The following is a 17952-nucleotide window of genomic DNA, read 5'->3' on the forward strand; positions in this document are numbered from 1 at the left end:
AGTGGTACAGCGTCGTGAGGCCGAACTGCCAGCGGGCGAGCAGCAGAGGGTCCAGCAGATCCATGGGTTTTCCATTCGGTTCCGGACTGGTCAGCACCACCGTAGCATGTGGTCAGACCACACGGGACCCCTCGGATGGAGCAGACCCGTGCGGCTCCACTTTCCCAGTCCCGGAGCGGGATCGCACGCTCCCCCGCCGTGAATAATCCGCCACTCCGCGCCCGCCGTCGCACCGCACGACTACCCTCGAACCATGGCGGTGCGGACGGGGCGATCGGGGCGGCGCGCGTGAGCGCCATCCCCGTCGTGATCGGAAAGCGGATGCCGGCCGCCCCGGCATCCGACGCCGCCGAGCCGGCGCACGCGGGGCCGGGCGCGCCGCTGGTCGACACGCACGGCCGCGTGCACCGCGACCTGCGCATCTCGCTCACCGACCGGTGCTCGCTGCGCTGCACGTACTGCATGCCCGAGCAGGGCAACGAATGGCTCGCCAAGACGAGCATCCTGACGCTGGACGAGATCGAGGCCGTCGCGCGCGTCGCGGCAGCCGACGGGATCACCACCTTCCGGCTCACCGGCGGGGAGCCGCTGCTGCGCACAGACATCGTCGAGGTGGTGCGCCGTCTCGCGGCGATCCCGGGGCCGGACGGCCGGCCGGTCGAGATCGCCATGACGACCAACGGCATCCGGCTGCGGGAGCTCCTCCCCGCACTCGTCGACGCGGGGCTCGACCGCCTCAACATCTCGATCGACACCCTGCGGCGCGACCGCTTCCACGAGCTCACCCGCCGGGACCGGCTCGACGACGTGCTCGACGGCATCGCGGCGGCTGCGGCATGCTCGCTCCGCCCGCTGAAGCTCAACGCGGTGGCGATGCGCGGCGTCAACGACGACGAGCTCGTCGACCTCGTGGATTTCGCCGTCGCGCACGGGGCGCAGATGCGGTTCATCGAGCAGATGCCGCTGGACGCGGGCCACACCTGGGACCGCTCGAGCATGGTGACCCAGGACGAGATCCTCGGCAGGCTCGCCGATCGGTGGACGCTCACGCCCGTGCCCGGCCGCGCCGGGGCGCCGGCCGCGCGATGGACCCTCGACGGCGGTCCCGACACCGTCGGCATCATCGCCTCGGTGACCGCGCCGTTCTGCGGCGACTGCGACCGCCTGCGCCTCACCGCCGACGGCCAGCTGCGCAACTGCCTGTTCTCGACCACCGAGTACGACCTGCTGCCGCTGCTGCGCGGCGGCGCCGACGTCGACGCGGGGATCGACGGGATGCTGCGCTCCTGCGTGCGCGGCAAGCTCCCCGGTCACGCGATCAACGACCCGTCGTTCCTGCAGCCGGCGCGCGGCATGAACGCGATCGGGGGCTGACGTGGGCCGCGTCACCACCCGCACGCCGGTCACGCGGATCTCGCTCGGCGGCGACGGCGTCGCGGTCCGGCGACGGGCCGACACCGTCGCCGTCGAGGAGCCGCTCGAGATCCGCATCGCGGGCGAGCCGCTCACGGTGACGATGCGCACGCCCGGGCACGACCTCGAGCTGGCTGCGGGCTTCCTCGTGTCGGAGGGCGCGATCGGCGAGAGCAGCGACGTGCGCGCGGCGATCCACTGTGGCGGGCCCGGATCGGCCCCTGCTCCGAGCCCGCTCATCGCGCTGGGCGCCCCGCCCGTGGCGACCCTCGCGACCACCTCCGCCGAGAACACCTACAACGTCCTCGACATCGCGCTCGCGCCGCGCGCAGCCGACGCGGTCGCGGGGCGAGTCCGGGCGTTCGCCACGACGAGCGCGTGCGGGGTGTGCGGCGCCGCGTCGATCGAGATGATCGAGAAGCAGTCGCGCCATGACGTGTCGACGGATGCCGTCACCGTCGAGGCCGCACTGCTCGCCGGGCTTCCGGACCGGCTGCGCGCCGGGCAGGCGGCGTTCGACAAGACCGGCGGCGTGCACGCCGCCGCGCTCTTCGACGCCGCGACGGGGGAGCTGCTCGTGCTGCGAGAGGACGTCGGCCGGCACAATGCGGTCGACAAGGTCGTCGGCTGGGCGGTGCTCGAAGACCGCCTGCCGCTGTCGGCGACCGTTCTGCAGGTGTCGGGGCGCGCGAGCTTCGAACTCGTGCAGAAGGCGGTGATGGCCGGCATCCCGATCCTGTCGGCGGTGTCGGCGCCGTCCTCGCTCGCGGTGGAGCTGGCGACGAAGGCGGGGCTCACCCTGGCCGGGTTCGTGCGCGGCGCGTCGATGAACGTGTACGCACGACCCGACCGCGTGGTGGTCTGACTCAGGCGTCGGCAGTCAGCTGCACGACGCACTGCGCGGGATCGCATGCCGGGGCGATGCCCTCGACGCGCAGCGGACCCCCGGCCTGTGCCAGCACGGCGTCCATGAGGCCGATGTGCACGCCGCACAGCACCCCGCGGCGCGCGCCCGACGGGGCGTGGGGGCACGGGGAGAGATCGACCGTGAGGTCGCGCTCATCGACGATCGGGTCGAAGCCGGCGTCGCCCAGGTCGTCGACGAGCGCGTCGAGCTGATGCAGCGCCTCGGTGGTCATCGCAGCGGCGGGCTCGGCATCCGATCCGTAGATCCGGCGCAGCAGGTCGCCGCGTCGCGCTGCCGCCTCGGCGCGGCGTGCGGCGACGGGGCTCGACGTGTCGTCGCCGGTGGCCGCCGAGTAGAGCACCCGCGGCCGGCCGCGCATGGTGCGATGCTCGGTCTCGGCGACGACGTAACCGGCGTCGATCAGCCGCTGCACGTGCTCGCGCACCGTGTTCGCGTGCAGACCGGTGGCTTCGACGAGCTCGGGGATCGCCCGCTGCGGCCGCTCCTGGAGCAGCCGCATGATCTCGACGCGCGAATAGCTGGAGATCGCGCTGTAACCGGTCCCCATGTGCCCATTATCCCCGGATGCCGCCGCCCGCGGCCGTCACGGCATCCGGGGAGCCGGGGTCAGAAGAGCTGACCGAGGATGAGGATCGCGATGAAGAACACTGCGACGATGCCGATGATGATCGAGAGCGTCCTGCCCGAACGCTTGGCCACCGCCCAGCCGATGAGGAACGGGATGGCGAACAGGCCGATCGCGATCACCCACCAGAACGCGACGTAGGCGCCGTTGCTGGCCTCTTCGAGACGGCCGCCGAAGAGCTGCTGCGTCGCCGGGTGCGTCGCGAAGCGCACCGCGATCGAGATCGGGACTGCGAGGAAGACGAAGACCACGAGCCCGATGAGAGCGCCCCAGAGGCCGGGGCTGCCGTCCCCGCTGAGCACCCCGCCGTGGAGCTCGGGTTCCTGCTTCTGCTGCTGCTTGCCTGATGCCATGAGCATGACTCTAGTGGCGTGCGGCATCCGGCCGTCAGACGACCTCGGCGGACGTCACACACGGCCAGGAAAGGGCACTGCCCGCCGGTCCGTCCGAAGACGGAGGCGGGCAGTGTGAGGGCGCCAGGGATCACCGCTTCGGCGTGCGGTTCTCCGCGCTCACCATCCACGAGAGCTGCTCCACGCGCTCAAGGATCGCGTGGAGGATGTCAGCACTGGTGGGGTCTTCTTCATCGACGTCGTCGTGGACGTCGCGACAGGTCTGGGCGACGGCATCCAGCCGCTCGGTCATGAGGTCCACGACCTCGTCGGTGGCGATCTCGCCCTGCGGGAACTCGGGCAGGGTCGTGGTCCGCGACACCTCGTCGCTGCGGCCGTCGGGCAACGCGTGCAGGGCGCGCATACGCTCTGCGACCGTGTCGCCGAAGGAACGGGCGGCCTCGATGATCTCGTCGAGCTGGAGGTGCGTGTCGCGGAAGTTGCGGCCGACCACGTTCCAGTGCGCCTGCTTGCCCTGCAGCGATAGCTCGATGAGGTCGACGAGCACCTTCTGCAGGTTCTCGGCGAGCGACTCGGACGCGGTGAAGCCCCGCTCGGCGTTCTGCTCGGGGGTACGCGCGGCACCCGCGCCGCCCGCCGCGCGCCGGTTGCCCGTCGCACCGGTTCCGGTCCGCCGCCGGGAAGCGGCCGAGCTGCTCGTCGTGGTCTTCTTCGCGGTCGTGTTCGCCATCATCGCTCCGTTCGGTTCCGGCGGTGCCATCGGGGTCGTAGCCGACGCTAACCCGGCGCGGCCGTGTCCGGTCGGGGATTGTGCGGCGCCGCCTCGGGTGCTACGTCACGCGCTCACTCGGTGCGCGCAGGGCCGCCGCATGGTGGGATGGGTCCGATGACCGCGCAGCATTCGCCCACCGACCATCCGGCTCTCGCCCCCGCCGCGTCCGCGGCCGACATCGCCGCGGCGGTGCGCGCTCGCGAGGTGACCGCCGGCGATGTCGTCGAGGCGCACCTCGACCGGATCGCACGCCGCAACCCCGGTCTCGGCGCGCTGACCGTCGTGTTCGCCGAGCAGGCTCGCGAGGCGGCATCCCTCCTCGATTCCGCGCTGGCCGCGGGCGAGGACCCCGGTCCGCTCGCCGGAGTGCCCATCTCGGTCAAAGAGAACATCGACCTCACCTGGTCCCCGACCACCAACGGCTGGCGCGGGCTGGCCGAGGCCGTCCCGGCGCGCGACGCGACGATCGTGCGGCGTATGCGCGCGGCGGGCGCGGTGCCGGTGGGGCGTGGCAACATGCCGGACTTCGGCATGCGGTGGGACACCGACAACGACCTGTTCGGACGCACCCGCAACCCGTGGGACCCGCAGCGCAGCGCCGGCGGCTCGAGCGGCGGCGACGCGGTCTCGGTGGCCACGGGCATGAGCGCGATCGGACTCGGCAACGACTTCGGCGGATCGCTGCGCCTGCCGGCCTACGCCGCCGGCGTCGTGGGGCTGCGCCCGTCGCGGGGCCGCGTCCCGCGCGCAGCGGTCACCGGATACCCGGTCGCTCTCACGCTGCAGGAGTTCTCGGTCAACGGCCCGATGGCGCGCACCGTCGACGATGTCGCGCTCGCCCTGTCGGTGATGCAGGGAGCGGATGCCGACGACCCGGTGTCGCTGGAGGCACCGCCGCCGCATGGGCTGCCCCGGCGCGTCGGCGTCGTGCGCGGGTCCCAGGTGGACCCTCAGGTCGCGGGCGGGATCGAGCGCGCCGCGGCGTCCCTCTCCGCCGCCGGGTGGGAGGTGGTCGATATCGAGGCGCCGCGCCTGGAGGAGGCCGCCGTGCTGTGGCGGCGGCTGTCGTGCACAGACATGCTGATGTCGCTCGACCCCGCCGAGCTGGGCATGCCGCTCGGGCGCTCTGCCACGGCGTTCCTGCGCGACAGCACCGCCGTGGCGCAGCCGTACGAGACCGCCCGGGAGTACGCCGAGGCCTGGGGCCGGCGCGCGGTGATCGCCGCCGACTGGCGACGGCTGCAGGCCGAGGTGCCGGTGCTCCTCGGCCCCGTGTCGACGTCGCGCATGCGCGAACCCGACTACGACCTCGGCGGACAGGACGCCGCCGACCGAGCCTGGCGCGACCTGTGGCTCACGGTGGCGGCGAACTACCTCGGGCTGCCCGCGCTCGCGCTCCCGACCGGTCTGGGCGACGACGGAACACCCACCGGCGTGCAGCTCATCGGGCCGATGTTCGCCGAAGAGGCGCTGTTCGCGCTGGGACGCGCGGTCGAGGCCGGCGTCCCGGCGCTGCCACAGCCCTGACCGCCGCGCCGGTCCGGCCTCAGGGGAACGGCGTCTCGGGCTCGGTGCCCGGGAACATCGGCTCCTCGGGGTTGGGAGCGAGCGGCTCGTCGGGCCAGGGCGACGGCGGCTCGTCGGGCGTGGCCGGGAACGGCTCGTCCGGCGTGGGCTGTCCGGGCCCGGGCGGGCGCTGCCCGGGCGGAACCTGGCCCGGGAGCGGTTCGGGGATCGTGGGATCGGTCATTCCTGCCTCCAGCCGCCGCGATCGACGGGCACCGTCCCAGCCTGCGCGCGGCGCCCGCCGCCCAACACCCCCTTGACGCGACGGGACGGCACGCTCAGCCGGCATCCGTAGGCTGGAGGTGTGGCATCCGTTCTCAACATCTCGGCGTACCTGTTCACGCGCCTCGACGACGCCGTCGCGCTGAAGCCGCGGCTGCGGGAGCGTGCGGTCGCCGCGGGGCTCAAGGGCACGATCCTGCTGGCGGAGGAGGGGATCAACCTGTTCCTGGCCGGCGACCCCGAGGCTGTGCGCGGATTCGTCGCCGACCTGCGCCGCGATCCGCGGTTCGCCGCGCTCACCACGAAAGAGAGCTGGTCGCACGCGCAGCCGTTCGGCCGCATGCTCGTGAAGGTCAAGCGCGAGATCATCCGCATGGACCACCCGACGATCCGCCCCGAGGCGGGCCGTGCCCCGGCGGTCGACCCGGTGACGCTCCGGCGCTGGCTCGACGAGGGCACCGATGACGAGGGCCGCGAAGTCGTGCTGCTCGACACCCGCAACGCCTTCGAGGTCGACTACGGGGCGTTCGACGGCGCGATCGACTGGCGCATCGAGCGGTTCACCCAGTTCCCGGATGCCGCGGCCGCAGCGGCATCCGACCTCGCAGGCAAGACCGTCGTGAGCTACTGCACCGGCGGCATCCGCTGCGAGAAGGCGGCGATCTACCTGCGTGAAATCGGCGTCGAGGCTTTCCAGCTCGACGGCGGGATCCTCGGCTACTTCGAGCACGTCGGCGGCGCCCACTGGAACGGCGAGTGCTTCGTCTTCGACGAGCGCGAAGCGCTCACCCCGGGCCTGGCGCCGGTCGCCGCCCCGGGGGAGGTCGCCGCGTGAGCGGGAGGGCACCGGGCGCGGGCGTCGGGCATGCGCAGCGCCCGACCGTCGCGGCCGTCGTGCTGGCCCTCATCCTCGACGTGGTGCTGGTGGTCGCCTTCGCCGCGACCGGCCGCGCGAGCCACGACTCCGACGTCTGGTCGGGGTTGTGGCAGACCGCATGGCCGTTCCTGGCAGGCCTGGGCATCGGCTGGCTCGTGACGCTCGCGTGGCGCGCACCCTCGGCACCCGTGCGTACGGGGCTCGGCGTCTGGGCGGCCACCGTGATCGGAGGGATGCTGCTGCGCGCGGCGACGGGCCAGGGCACCGCGCTGCCGTTCATCATCGTCGCGTCGGTCACGCTCTTGATCGCGCTGGTCGGCTGGCGTCTGATCTCGGCGCTCGTGCGCCGCATCCGTCGCCGCTGACCGTCGTCAGCCGGCGTGGCGCAGCCCGGTCTCGATCACGATCCGGTTGCCGTCGATGACACCCGGACCGTCCCCGGGTGTCGGCGCCGGGGCCGGCGTGATCTGCTCGGCCTCCCACACCACACGCGCATCTTCGGCCGTCGGCTGGAACACCATGTCGATCGCAGCCACGCCGCCCGACGAGTGGTTCGCAGCCTCGCCGCGCCGACGCCGCCGGTGCGCGTCGAACGCGAACCACAGGAAGTACACCGGCAGGGCGAAGAGCAGGGCGAGGAATCCCACCATCACGACCTGACCGAACGCCACTGGCCCAGCCTAGGCGGGGGTCACGGCGTCGGGTAGGCCTCGAACGCCGCATCCGCGGCGACCAGCGGCACGAACCACCCGTTGAACGGCGCAGGGCTCCCATCGCCGGGCAGCCGGTCCACTGCGGCGACCTGGCCGCCGATGATGCGCCCACCGCCATCGCGCGCGACCACCACGACGCGGGTGTACCACAGGTCGGCCGCGAAGCTGCCGACGGCCTCGCCCGACACCCTGGTGCGGTTGTCGCGATCGTCGGCCATCGGCTGCATGCCTGTCACGGTGATCCGCCCGGTCTCGGAGGCCGGAGAGACGGTCGCATACGACGCCTCGGGCACCGTCACCTCGACCGTCGCCACGGCGCCCGTGGTCGCCACGCCGTGAAGGACGACGGCAGATCGTCCCTGCAGCGCGGTGAGGTACTCGGATGCCGCCGCGACCTCGACTCCGGTCGCATCGAGCGCCCGTACCCGGATCTCGGCGTCCGTGAAGATGTAGTCGCTGTTGGTGTTGTCGAGGATGACGACGAACCACGACGAGCCGCCGTCCGTCTCTGCGCCGAATGCGGTCTCTGTGACCGTGAGTGCCACGGGCGTGGCGAAGGTCACCCCGTCGTCGGGGATGCCGTCGGCGCCGGGCGCCGCGAAACGGCTGCCGACGGGCTCGTACTGCGCATAGTCGTCGGAGGAACTCGGCGGCGAAGACAGGTCTCTCGAGCCGAACGCGCCGAACGCCTGCAGCGCCGCCACGACCACGGCGACGAGGCCCCCGAGGATCGACAGGGCCAGCCCGGTGCCCGCGAACCCCTTGCCGCCGCCGCGCGAGCCGGTGAGCCCGATGATCGAGACGACGAAGGCCACGAGCATCACCAGGATCGCGAATCCCGCCGTGGCCGGGATGAGCGCGAGCACGAGCCCCACGATCGCCAGCACGAACCCGGTGACGGCGATCCCCTTCGGGCGCTCGTCGCGGGGGGCCACGATGGGCGCACCGCGGTGGGGCGCGATCGCCGGCGGCGCTGCGAACGTCGAGGGAGAGCCAGGCGGGGCGTACTGCGGGGCGGCGTAAGCCGGCGTGGCATACGCAGGTGCTGCGTGCGCGGGTGCTGCGTGCGCCGGGGGCGCATCCGGCCGATCGGCGGCCGAGACGTACTCGTAGGGCCGCGAGACGGGGCCCTCGACGTCGGCGCGGGGCGGGGCGTAGTAGCCGGGGTCGGCGGGCGTGACCGGTTGCTCGTGCGGGGGATGCGGGTCGGTCATGGACGCCTTCGGCCGGGGAACGATTCGCTGATCAACCTAGCGAAACCTGCGCGTCGCGTCGCCGGCATCCACGAACGGAAGGGCACGACGGCGCAACGCCGCCGTGCCCTTCCGCAGTGGATCAGCTGAAGCCGTTGGCGGCCAGCCAGTCCTTCGCGATGTCTTCGGACGAACGCTGGTCCTGCGTGGACTCGACGTTCAGGGCGATGAGCCCCTCCGGGGTGAGCTTGGCGCTGACCGGGTTGATGACGTCGGCGATCTCGTCGGCGATGTCGGCGTTGACCAGCGGCACCACGTTCGAGGCGAGGAAGAGGCCCTTGGGGTCTTCGAGCGTCACGAGGTCCTTCGTCTTGATGAGCGGGTCGGCGCTGTAGACGTCGGCCACCTGGATGTTGCCGGCGACGAGCTCGTCGACCGTCGTGTCGGCGGTCGCCGAGAACGAGACGGTGACGCCGTAGACGTCCTTGAGCCCCGTGGGGCCGTAGGGACGCGTCTCGAGCTCGGGTGCGCCGCCGAGCACGAGCCCGTCGACGTTCGCGAGATCGGCGATCGAGGTCAGGTTGTGCTCCTTGGCGAAGGCAGCCGTCACGTTGTACGAGTCCTGGTCCGTCGCCGGCGACTGATCGAGGACCGTGAGGCCGTCCGGCAGTGCGTCCTTCAGCGCCGCGTACACGTCGTCGGACTGGGTCGCCGTCGTGTCCTTGTCGAAGAACTGCAGCAGGTTGCCGGTGTACTCGGGGAACAGGTCGATCGACCCGTCCTCGAGCGAGGGCATGTAGGCGTCGCGCTGGCCGATGTTGAAGTTGCGCTCGACCGTGAAGCCGGCGCCCTCCAGGGCCTGGGCGTAGATCTCGGCGATGATCTCGTTGGAGTAATAGGCCTGCGAGCCGATGACGATGGTCGACGAATCCGTCGCCCCGCCGGCATCGGTGCTCTCGCCGCTCAGGGGATCGCTCGAGGCGCAGCCGGCGAGGGCGAGCGCCGCGATGGCGGTGCCCGCGAACGCGAGCGCCAACCGGGTTCGTGCTGTGGACATTGTCGTACCTCCGGTGGGTTGGGTTCAGTGTGACGTCTGCGGAACGGGGATTGCGACGGGCTCCGCCCGGCGGGAGCGTGGGCGCGGGCCGGTGGTGCGGGGGACGGCATAGCGGGCGAGGAGCGCGAAGATTCCATCGAGCACCAGCGCGAGCGCTACGACCACGATCGAGGCGCCCAGGATCTCGATGAAGTTCCGGGTGTTGAGCCCCTGCATCATGAAGAACCCGAGCCCGCCCAGGCCGACGTAGGCCGCGATGGTCACGGTTGCGACCACCTGGAGTGTGGCGGAGCGGAGCCCGCCGATGAGGAGTGAGAGACCCAGAGGCATCTCGATCCGGAACAGGATCTGCCACTGGGTCATTCCCATCGCACGCCCGGCGTCGATGACGGTCCGGTCGATCGCCTCGATGCCGGCGTAGGCGCCGGCGAGGATCGAGGGGATCGCGAGGATGACGAAGACGGTGACGGCCGCCTCGGTCTTGAGGTTGACGCCGGCGACCATCACGAGCAGCACGACGAGGCCGAGCGCAGGGAGCGCCCGCGCCGCACCCGACAGGATGACGGCCACCTCGCGTCCCCGCCCCGTGTGGCCGATGAGCCAGCCCAGAGGGATGGCGATGACGGCGGCGATCGCCACTGATCCGAAGGTGAATGCGAGGTGCTGGAGGATCGCCATCGGCAGGGTGAGCGATCCCTCGAGCCGCGCCGGGGAGAAGATCCATGCGAGCGCGTCGATGAGGAGGTTCATGCGTGCACCGCCCATCGGATGCGATCCCAGCGCGGCGGCGCGATGCGCCGGGTCCACGGCATGAGGGCACGTCCGAGCAGCAGAAGAGCCACATCGACGAGCACCGCGATGACCACCACGGCGATGACACCGGCCAGAACCTCCGCGACGATGCGCCGCTGCGAGCCGTTCGTGAACAGGTAGCCGAGGTTCTGCACGCCGATGAGGGTGCCGACGGTCGCCAGCGAGATCGTCGACATGGCGGTCACCCGCAGGCCCGCGAGGATCACGGGGCCGGCGAGTGGGAAGTCCACGGTCCAGAAGCGGCGCCACGCTCCGAAGCCGACGGCGACGGCTGCGGAGCGCGTGACCTCGTCGACGGACGAGAGGCCGTCCGTGACGGATCGCGTCATGATCGCCACCCCGTAGATCGACAGCGCGACGACGAGGTTGGCCTCCGAGAGCAGCGGGATGCCGAAGAACACGGTGAGCAGGGGGAACAGCGCGAAGGAGGGGATCGTGTACAGCAGCCCGACCACCGTCAGCAGACCGCCGCGGAGCCTCGTATAGCGGAACGCCGCCCAGCCGACGGGCAGCGCGACGATGAATGCGACGACGACCGCGATCGCGCTCTGTCGCAGGTGCGCGACCGTCAGCGCCCAGATGAGGTCGAGGTTGTCGAGCACCCAGCTCACGGGGAGTCCTCCACGAGAACGCCCTGCGCCCGCCCGGCGGCGTCGACGAGCACGGTGCCGCGCCCGGTCTGCTTGGCGCGGAGTGCTCGCGTGCCGCGCTCGACCCCGATGAAGTCCGCGACGAACTCGCTCGCGGGGTTCTCGATGATCTCGTCGGGCGTGCCGATCTGGGCGATGCGTGCCCCCTTCTCGAGGATGACGACCTGATCGCCGAGCAGGAACGCCTCGTCGATGTCGTGCGTGACGAACACGATCGTCTTCTCGAGCTCGCGCTGCAGCCGGATGGTCTCGGTCTGCAGCTCGCGCCGGACGATCGGGTCGACGGCGCCGAAGGGCTCGTCCATCAGCAGGATGTTCGGGTCGACGGCGAGGGCTCGCGCGACGCCCACGCGCTGCTGCTGGCCGCCCGACAGCTGGCTCGGATACCGCTTGGCGAACCCGCGTTCCAGGCCCACGACGTCCATGAGCTCCAACGCGCGCCGGCGCGCCTCGGCCTTCGGGACGCCGTTCAGCACCGGCACCGTGGCGATGTTGTCGACGACCGAGAAGTGGGGGAGCAGGCCGGCGTTCTGCAGCACGTAACCGATGCCGCGCCGGAGCTTCACCGGGTCGCGCTCCGAGATGGGCTCGTCGTCGATCGCGATGACACCGCCCGAGGGCTCGATGAGGCGGTTGATCATGCGGAGCAGCGTGGTCTTGCCGCTGCCCGAGGAGCCGACGAGCACCGTCGTCTTGTGGGCGGGCATGAGCACGCTGAAGTCGTCGACGGCGACGGTGCCATCCGGATACCGCTTCGAGACTGCGCGGAATTCGATCGCCATGCTGCCCTTTCGGCCGGGTTGTGCCAGCGGGATTCCCACCTAACCACACGGTTCCGACACCGAGACAGGCTTGCGCCCGGGACCCCGGATGCGCAAGACGCGCGCCCGACGTCGTCACACGGCGATACGTTGGGGCGCATGACTGCTCACGAGTACGACCTGATCGTCATCGGCGGAGGCCCCGTCGGCGAGAACGTGGCGGACCGCGCCGTGCAGGGCGGCCTGTCGACCGTCATCGTCGAGAGCGAGCTGGTCGGCGGCGAATGCTCGTACTGGGCCTGCATACCCTCGAAGGCGATGCTGCGGCCCGGCGCCGCGCTGCGCGCCGCGCGCGACGTGCAGGGCGCGTCGGGCGCCGTCACCGGCGGCCTCGACGCCGCGGCGGTGCTCGCACGGCGCGACACGTTCGTCCACGACTGGGACGACACCTCTCAGGTCGAGTGGCTGCAGGGCGCCGGCATCGACCTCGTGCGCGGACACGGGCGCCTCACGGGCGAGCGCCAGGTGACGGTGACGGGCGCCGACGGCACCGAGACCGTGCTCGTCGCCCGCCATACCGTCGCCGTGTCGACCGGTTCGGCTGCGCTCCTCCCCGACATCCCGGGGCTGCGCGACGTGCAGCCGTGGACCAGCCGCGAGGCGACGGGCATGCGCGCGGTGCCGGCATCCCTCGCGATCCTCGGCGGCGGCGTCGTCGGCAGCGAGATGGCCACGCTGTTCGCCTCGCTGCGCGTCCCCGTCACGGTGATCGCACGGTCAGGACTGCTGCGGGGCGTCGAGCCCTTCGCGGGCGAGGCGGTGGCGAAGGCGCTGACGGATGCCGGCGCCGACGTCCGCACCGGCGTCGAGGTCGAGCGTGCCGCACGCGACGGCGACGGCGAGGTCGTGCTGACCCTCTCGGACGGCTCGGAGGTGCGCGCCGCCGAGGTGCTCGTCGCCACGGGCCGCGTGCCCCGGACGCAGGACCTCGGCCTCGACAGCGTCGGGCTGGAGCCGGGGTCGTGGCTCGACGTCGACGACACGCTGCGGGTCCGCGGGTTCGACTGGCTCTACGCCGTCGGCGACGTCAACCACCGCGCGCTGCTCACGCACCAGGGCAAGTACCAGGCACGGGCCGCGGGCGATGTCATCGCCGCGCGGGCCCGCAGCCGCACGGTGGACGACGCGCCTTGGGGCGCGCACGTGGCGACGGCCGATCACGTCGCCGTGCCGCAAGTGGTGTTCACCGATCCCGAGGTCGCGGCCGTCGGTCACAGCGAGGCGTCGGCGAAGAAGGCGGGGCTCGACGTGCGCGTGCTCGACTACGACCTCGCCTGGGTCGCCGGCGCGAGTGAGGTCGCCGACCACTACACGGGGCGTGCCCGCGCCATCGTCGACGAGCAGCGTCGGGTGCTGGTGGGCGCGACCTTCGTCGGCCAGGACGTCGGTGAGCTGCTCCACTCCGCCACGATCGCCGTCGTCGGCGAGGTGCCGATCGAGCGGCTGTGGCACGCCGTGCCCTCGTATCCCACGATCAGCGAGGTGTGGCTGCGCCTGCTCGAGGCGTACGGCCGCCCCGCTCCGGAATGAGGAACGGATGCCGCGGCCCGGGGCCGCGGCATCCGCTCGTTTCAGCGTCGGGCGAGGATCACTTCGGGTCGTTCCACGACCAGATGTCGTCGCCGCGCAGGGTCGCGTCGGCGCCGCCGTCGCAGTAGATGGTCTGGCCGGCCATGTGCGTGTTCGCCGGGCTCGTGAGCCACACGAGCAGCTCGGCGATCGACGACGCCGGCTGGTGGTGGTTGAGCGGCATGGGCACCGCGGCGTCCACCATCGCCGCGCCCTCGGGCGTGGCGAGCAGCCCGGCGGTCATCGGCGTGATGACCGTGCCGGGGGCGACCGCGTTGAGGGGGATGCCGGCGCCTGCCCAGTCGTCCGAGATCGAGGCTCGCCGCACCCAGCGCGAGAGCGCGCGCTTGGACGACGGGTAGTTGAGGTAGCCGAGCTCCGGGCCCTGCGCCGCCAGCTCGTCGCCGCGGGCGACGGCCGCCGTCTCGTCGCCCGACAGTGCGGCCTCGACCAGCGCCGGGTCGACCGGCTGCAGTGACGCCATCGACGACACCACGGCGGCCCGGGGCGCGTCCGATGCCCCCAAGGCGGGCAGGAGGGCAGTCAGCAGCTCGGTCACGCCGAAGTAGTTGATCGACATCGTCTTGCCGATCGGCGCCGAGATGCCGGCGCAGGCGATGACGCCGTCGATGACGCCGCCGGTCTTGTCGATCGCCTGCGCGGCGGCATCCGCGCGCCCCTCGGGGGTGGACAGGTCCGCTTCGACCTCGGCGCCCCGCAGGTCGATGCCGACGACGGTCTCGCCGCGGCTGCGCAGCAGTTCGGCGGTGGCGGCGCCGATGCCGGATGCGGAACCGGTGACGACGTAGGTGCGGGGCATTTCAGTCTCCTTCTGTGGGCGACGGGGTCGCCGTCGCAGGCTGCCGCGGGTGGGCGGCGGGTTCTTCTCGGGCGGGGTCCGCGGGAGTCGTGGGCGCCGGCGACTCGGTCAGGAGTCCGTCGACGAAGCGGTGGAGCAGGGCGCCGAACGCGTCGATCTCGGCGGGTGACCACTCGGCGAGCGCGTGGTCGACCATGTCGTGGCCGGCCGTCACGAGCCGGCGGTAGGCGTCGAGGCCGCGGGGGGTGAACGCGACGGTGGCGGCACGGCCGTCTGCGGGGTGAGCCTCGCGGGTGACGAGGTCGTCGGCGACGAGCCGCGCGACCAACTTCGACATCGTCGGTCGGGTGACGTTCAGCTCGTCGGCCAGCACGCTCGGCCGAGCGGCGCCGCCGTGCAGCCCCAGGGTGTACACGGCCCGGATCTCGGTGGGGTCGAGCGCCACGCCGACGCCGCCCGCGATGCGCGCCTGGACGGTGCTCGACGACCACCGCGACATGAGTCGCGTGAGCGAGGAGAGCAGGTCGGCGCGGGGTGCGGCATCCATGGTCCGAGTCTACGCCGGTAATTGCCTGAGGCAACCAAATATCGAGGACGCTTGTCGAACGATATATCGCTGGGTATCGTCGGGCTATCGGAAGGCACTCGTCAGGAGGTCGACATGAGCGGCACGTACCCGGGGTTCGGACCCCGACACCGGAACCAGGCGGGGCAGGGTCTGCCCGGCGGGCTCTTCGAGGCGATGGACCAGCTCCGCGACGCGTTCGAGCAGCGCTTCTCGCCGCGCGTGGCGCGCGGAGACGTGCGGGCCGCCGTGCTCGCGGTGCTCGCGGAGCAGCCCATGCACGGCTACCAGATCATCCACGAGATCGAGGAGCGCAGCGGCGGCGCCTGGAAGCCCAGCCCCGGCTCGGTGTACCCCACGCTGCAGCTGCTCGCCGACGAGGGGCTCGTCGTCGCGGAGGAGTCCGGCGGCAAGAAGACCTACTCGCTGACCGAGGCCGGTCGTGCCGAGGTCGAAGCCGGCGACGACAAGACCGCGCCGTGGGAGGCCTACGGCACCCACGATGCGGGTCGCGCCACCGCCCTGCCCAAGGCGGGCGCCAAGCTCGCGCAGGCGGCGGCGCAGGTCGCGCGCGGAGGCACGCCCGACCAGGTCGCGCAGGCCGTGGACGTGCTCGACGAGGCGCGGCGTAGGCTCTACTCGATCCTCGCTCAAGACTGACGGGAGACCGATGGCAGACGCCGGCAACACGCGCGCCCGCTATCGGCGGATCCTGCGGTTCGCCGCACGCTACATGGTGCAGGCGTGGTGGTTCGAACTCGTGCTCCCGCGCTTCGGTCTGAGTGCCCTCGCCGCGCGCAACAGGTCGAAGCGGCTGGAGCGCATCGCCAAGAAGTTCCATGTGCTCGCGGTGTCGCTCGGCGGGCTCATGATCAAGGTGGGACAGTTCCTGTCGTCGCGCCTGGACGTGCTGCCGCCCGAGATCACGAGCGAACTGGAAGGCCTACAGGACGAGGTGCCGCCGGTCGCGTTCCCCGCGATCCGGGCGCTCGCCGAGGCCGAGCTGCGCATGCCGCTCGAACGCGCCTTCGCGTGGGTCGACGAGACGCCGGTGGCCGCGGCATCCCTCGGTCAGGCCCACCGGGCACGGCTGAACCCCGACGATGGCGCCGACACCGGCTTCACGGACGTCGTGGTGAAGGTGCAGCGGCCGGGGATCGACGCGATCGTCGACGTCGACCTGCGGGCGCTGCGGCGCGTGGCCACGTGGCTCAACCGCGTACGGGTCGTGCACGACCACGTCGACCTGCCGGCGCTGGTCGAAGAGTTCGCGAGCACGAGCCGCGACGAGATCGACTACCTGCTCGAGGCGCGCAACGCCGCGCGGTTCGCCGACAACTTCGCGGGCGACGACCGCGTCGCCGTGCCCGAGGTCGCGTGGGAGCGCACGACGCGCCGCGTGCTGACGCTCCAAGACGTCACGGCGATCAAGATCACCGACGTGGATGGTCTCCGGGCCGCGGGGATCGACCCGGCCGCCGTCGCGAAAGAGTTCGCGAACGTGATGTTCGACCAGCTGTTCGTCGACGGGTACTTCCACGCCGACCCCCACCCGGGCAACATCTTCGTGACGCCGGCGGGTCCCGGCGCCGCGCCGGGGGCACGGCCGTGGCGGCTGACGTTCGTCGACTTCGGGATGATGGGCGAGGTGCCCGACAGTCTGCGCAAGGGCCTGCAGCAGCTGATCATCGCTGTCGCGGCGCGCGACAGCAAGAAGATGGTGGCGAGCATCCGCGACGTCGGCGCCCTGCTGCCGTCAGCCGACACCACCGAGCTCGAGCGCGCGATGACGGCCCTGTTCGCACGATTCGGCGGCATGGGCTTCGCTGAGCTGCAGAAGGTCGACCCGCGCGAGTTCCAGGCCTTCGCGACCGAGTTCGGCGACGTGGTCCGCTCCCTGCCGTTCCAGTTGCCCGAGAACTTCCTCCTCATCGTGCGTGCCATCTCGCTCACCAGCGGCGTGTGCAGCGCCCTGGATCCGGCGTTCAACGTGTGGGACGCCGTCGAGCCGTACGCCGATCAGCTGCTGCGCGATCAGAGCGGCAGCCTCGTCCAGGGATTCGCGAAAGAGGCGGTGTCGGTCGCCGGTGTGGTGGCGCGGCTGCCGGGACGGCTCGACGAGATGGTGTCGCAGATCGTCGACGGCAAGCTCGTCGCCGAGGTGCCCAAGCTCGACGTGAAGCTGCGCAAGCTCGAGCGCATGGGTCGCCGGGTGGTGTCGGCCGTCCTGTTCACGGCCCTGCTGATCAGCGGCGCCGTGCTGCGCTCGCAGGATCTCACGATCGGAACGGTGCTGATGATCGTGTCGATCCTGCCGCTGCTGCACACGCTGTTCTCGGGGTTCCTGCGACGGCCAGGGGAATGAGGTCGCTCGCCCTGCGCGCGGAGAACAGCGGATGCCGCGGTCCCGCCGGCCGCGGCATCCGCTCCGGCGTCAGCTCGCGACGTCGCCGCGCCAGGCGCCGGTCTCGCGAGGAGCGCTCTCGATGAACTCCTTGAAGTTGCGGAGGTCCTTCTTGACGGCGTGCGAGCCGGCGCCGACGAGCGACCCGAGCTTCTCGAGGAGGTCGGTGGGCTCCCAGTCGATCTGCACGGTGACGCGGGAGCTCGTGTCGCTCAGCCGGTGGAACGTCACGACGCCGGCGTGCGCCGTGTCGCCGCCGATGCTGCGCCACGCGACGCGCTCGTCGGGGTGCTGCTCGGTGATCTCTGCGTCGAACTCGCGCTCGAACGGCCCGACCTTCACCTTCCAGTGATTGTGGGTGTCGTCGAGCTGGGTGATCGACTCGACCTCGTCGAGGAACTTCGGGAAGGTCTCGAACTGGGTCCACTGGTTGTACGCCATGCTCACGGGCACGTCGACGTCGATGGTCTCGATGATCTGGGTCATGGCTCCAGCGTGCGACCTGCACGCTGCGAGGGGGACCCGCTTGACGTATCCCGCGAGCCCGTCTATGCACACGAAAGGCCGGGACGCAGCTCGTCCCGGCCTTTC

General features: G+C 71.6%; 21 protein-coding genes. 8 read left to right on the forward strand and 13 right to left on the reverse strand.

The window, feature by feature from the left end; genetic code table 11:
- Positions 1-321: 321 nt before the first annotated feature.
- Positions 322-1374, forward strand: a complete 1053-nt coding sequence (moaA, locus tag ACTHNQ_RS03580) for a GTP 3',8-cyclase MoaA (RefSeq protein WP_440331188.1) — start codon at positions 322-324, stop codon at positions 1372-1374.
- 1 nt (position 1375) lies between these two features.
- Positions 1376-2278, forward strand: coding sequence for a formate dehydrogenase accessory sulfurtransferase FdhD (gene fdhD, locus ACTHNQ_RS03585; RefSeq protein ID WP_440331156.1), 903 nt, complete (start codon positions 1376-1378; stop codon positions 2276-2278).
- Position 2279: 1 nt separating this feature from the next.
- On the opposite strand, the gene ACTHNQ_RS03590 is transcribed toward fdhD, so the two are convergent.
- From ACTHNQ_RS03590 to ACTHNQ_RS03600, 3 genes are all read right to left on the reverse strand, one after another.
- Entirely contained in the window at positions 2280-2888 is a 609-nt protein-coding gene (locus ACTHNQ_RS03590) for a helix-turn-helix domain-containing protein (protein WP_440331157.1), read from the reverse strand.
- 59 nt (positions 2889-2947) lie between these two features.
- Entirely contained in the window at positions 2948-3319 is a 372-nt protein-coding gene (locus ACTHNQ_RS03595) for a hypothetical protein (protein WP_440331159.1), read from the reverse strand.
- A 130-nt stretch (positions 3320-3449) separates the two neighbouring features.
- A complete protein-coding gene (locus tag ACTHNQ_RS03600) occupies positions 3450-4052 on the reverse strand; it encodes a Dps family protein (RefSeq protein WP_440331190.1) in 603 nt (200 codons plus the stop codon).
- 153 nt (positions 4053-4205) lie between these two features.
- Here ACTHNQ_RS03600 and ACTHNQ_RS03605 point away from each other — a divergent pair, with 153 nt between their 5' ends.
- Entirely contained in the window at positions 4206-5618 is a 1413-nt protein-coding gene (locus ACTHNQ_RS03605; RefSeq protein ID WP_440331161.1) for an amidase, read from the forward strand.
- 19 nt (positions 5619-5637) lie between these two features.
- Here ACTHNQ_RS03605 and ACTHNQ_RS03610 read toward each other — a convergent pair whose 3' ends face one another.
- Positions 5638-5841, reverse strand: coding sequence for a hypothetical protein (locus tag ACTHNQ_RS03610; protein WP_440331163.1), 204 nt, complete (start codon positions 5839-5841; stop codon positions 5638-5640).
- A gap of 120 nt (positions 5842-5961) precedes the next feature.
- Between ACTHNQ_RS03610 and ACTHNQ_RS03615 the strand changes: the two genes are divergently transcribed.
- Together ACTHNQ_RS03615 and ACTHNQ_RS03620 are read left to right on the forward strand one after the other, a co-directional pair.
- Entirely contained in the window at positions 5962-6714 is a 753-nt protein-coding gene (locus tag ACTHNQ_RS03615) for a sulfurtransferase (RefSeq protein ID WP_440331164.1), read from the forward strand.
- Complete coding sequence (locus ACTHNQ_RS03620; protein ID WP_440331166.1) at positions 6711-7121, forward strand: DUF3054 domain-containing protein; 411 nt, start codon at positions 6711-6713, stop codon at positions 7119-7121. Before ACTHNQ_RS03615 ends, ACTHNQ_RS03620 begins: the two co-directional genes overlap by 4 nt.
- Positions 7122-7127: 6 nt before the next feature.
- On the opposite strand, the gene ACTHNQ_RS03625 is transcribed toward ACTHNQ_RS03620, so the two are convergent.
- From ACTHNQ_RS03625 to ACTHNQ_RS03650, 6 genes are all read right to left on the reverse strand, one after another.
- Entirely contained in the window at positions 7128-7427 is a 300-nt protein-coding gene (locus ACTHNQ_RS03625; RefSeq protein WP_440331168.1) for a hypothetical protein, read from the reverse strand.
- Between the two features lie 20 nt (positions 7428-7447).
- Complete coding sequence (locus tag ACTHNQ_RS03630) at positions 7448-8683, reverse strand: hypothetical protein (protein ID WP_440331170.1); 1236 nt, start codon at positions 8681-8683, stop codon at positions 7448-7450.
- A 121-nt stretch (positions 8684-8804) separates the two neighbouring features.
- The gene (locus tag ACTHNQ_RS03635; RefSeq protein ID WP_440331172.1) at positions 8805-9719 is read right to left on the reverse strand and encodes a glycine betaine ABC transporter substrate-binding protein; all 915 of its coding nucleotides are present in this window, start codon (positions 9717-9719) and stop codon (positions 8805-8807) included.
- A gap of 24 nt (positions 9720-9743) precedes the next feature.
- Positions 9744-10469, reverse strand: a complete 726-nt coding sequence (locus ACTHNQ_RS03640; protein WP_440331174.1) for an ABC transporter permease — start codon at positions 10467-10469, stop codon at positions 9744-9746.
- Positions 10466-11143, reverse strand: a complete 678-nt coding sequence (locus tag ACTHNQ_RS03645) for an ABC transporter permease (protein WP_440331176.1) — start codon at positions 11141-11143, stop codon at positions 10466-10468. The genes ACTHNQ_RS03640 and ACTHNQ_RS03645 overlap by 4 nt, the downstream gene beginning before the upstream one ends.
- Positions 11140-11964, reverse strand: a complete 825-nt coding sequence (locus ACTHNQ_RS03650) for an ABC transporter ATP-binding protein (protein WP_440331177.1) — start codon at positions 11962-11964, stop codon at positions 11140-11142. The genes ACTHNQ_RS03645 and ACTHNQ_RS03650 overlap by 4 nt, the downstream gene beginning before the upstream one ends.
- 138 nt (positions 11965-12102) lie before the next feature.
- On the opposite strand from ACTHNQ_RS03650, the gene ACTHNQ_RS03655 reads away from it, so the two are divergent.
- Positions 12103-13533: a dihydrolipoyl dehydrogenase family protein gene (locus ACTHNQ_RS03655; RefSeq protein ID WP_440331179.1), complete on the forward strand. Its 1431-nt coding sequence runs from the start codon at positions 12103-12105 to the stop codon at positions 13531-13533.
- A gap of 58 nt (positions 13534-13591) precedes the next feature.
- Here the strand turns inward: ACTHNQ_RS03655 and ACTHNQ_RS03660 are convergent, their stop codons facing one another.
- A complete protein-coding gene (locus ACTHNQ_RS03660) occupies positions 13592-14392 on the reverse strand; it encodes an SDR family oxidoreductase (RefSeq protein ID WP_440331180.1) in 801 nt (266 codons plus the stop codon).
- A gap of 1 nt (position 14393) precedes the next feature.
- Complete coding sequence (locus ACTHNQ_RS03665; protein ID WP_440331181.1) at positions 14394-14939, reverse strand: MarR family winged helix-turn-helix transcriptional regulator; 546 nt, start codon at positions 14937-14939, stop codon at positions 14394-14396.
- Between the two features lie 114 nt (positions 14940-15053).
- On the opposite strand from ACTHNQ_RS03665, the gene ACTHNQ_RS03670 reads away from it, so the two are divergent.
- Both ACTHNQ_RS03670 and ACTHNQ_RS03675 read left to right on the forward strand, forming a co-directional pair.
- Positions 15054-15617: a PadR family transcriptional regulator gene (locus ACTHNQ_RS03670; protein WP_440331183.1), complete on the forward strand. Its 564-nt coding sequence runs from the start codon at positions 15054-15056 to the stop codon at positions 15615-15617.
- Between the two features lie 10 nt (positions 15618-15627).
- The gene (locus ACTHNQ_RS03675) at positions 15628-17322 is read left to right on the forward strand and encodes an ABC1 kinase family protein (protein ID WP_440331185.1); all 1695 of its coding nucleotides are present in this window, start codon (positions 15628-15630) and stop codon (positions 17320-17322) included.
- 69 nt (positions 17323-17391) lie between these two features.
- Here the strand turns inward: ACTHNQ_RS03675 and ACTHNQ_RS03680 are convergent, their stop codons facing one another.
- Positions 17392-17847 carry an SRPBCC family protein gene (locus ACTHNQ_RS03680; RefSeq protein WP_440331187.1) on the reverse strand — a complete coding sequence of 152 codons (456 nt, stop codon included), beginning with the start codon at positions 17845-17847 and terminating at the stop codon, positions 17392-17394.
- Between the last annotated feature and the right edge of the window lie 105 nt (positions 17848-17952).

Source organism: Microbacterium sp. (assembly GCF_051953575.1).
In the GTDB taxonomy this organism is placed as follows: domain Bacteria; phylum Actinomycetota; class Actinomycetes; order Actinomycetales; family Microbacteriaceae; genus Microbacterium.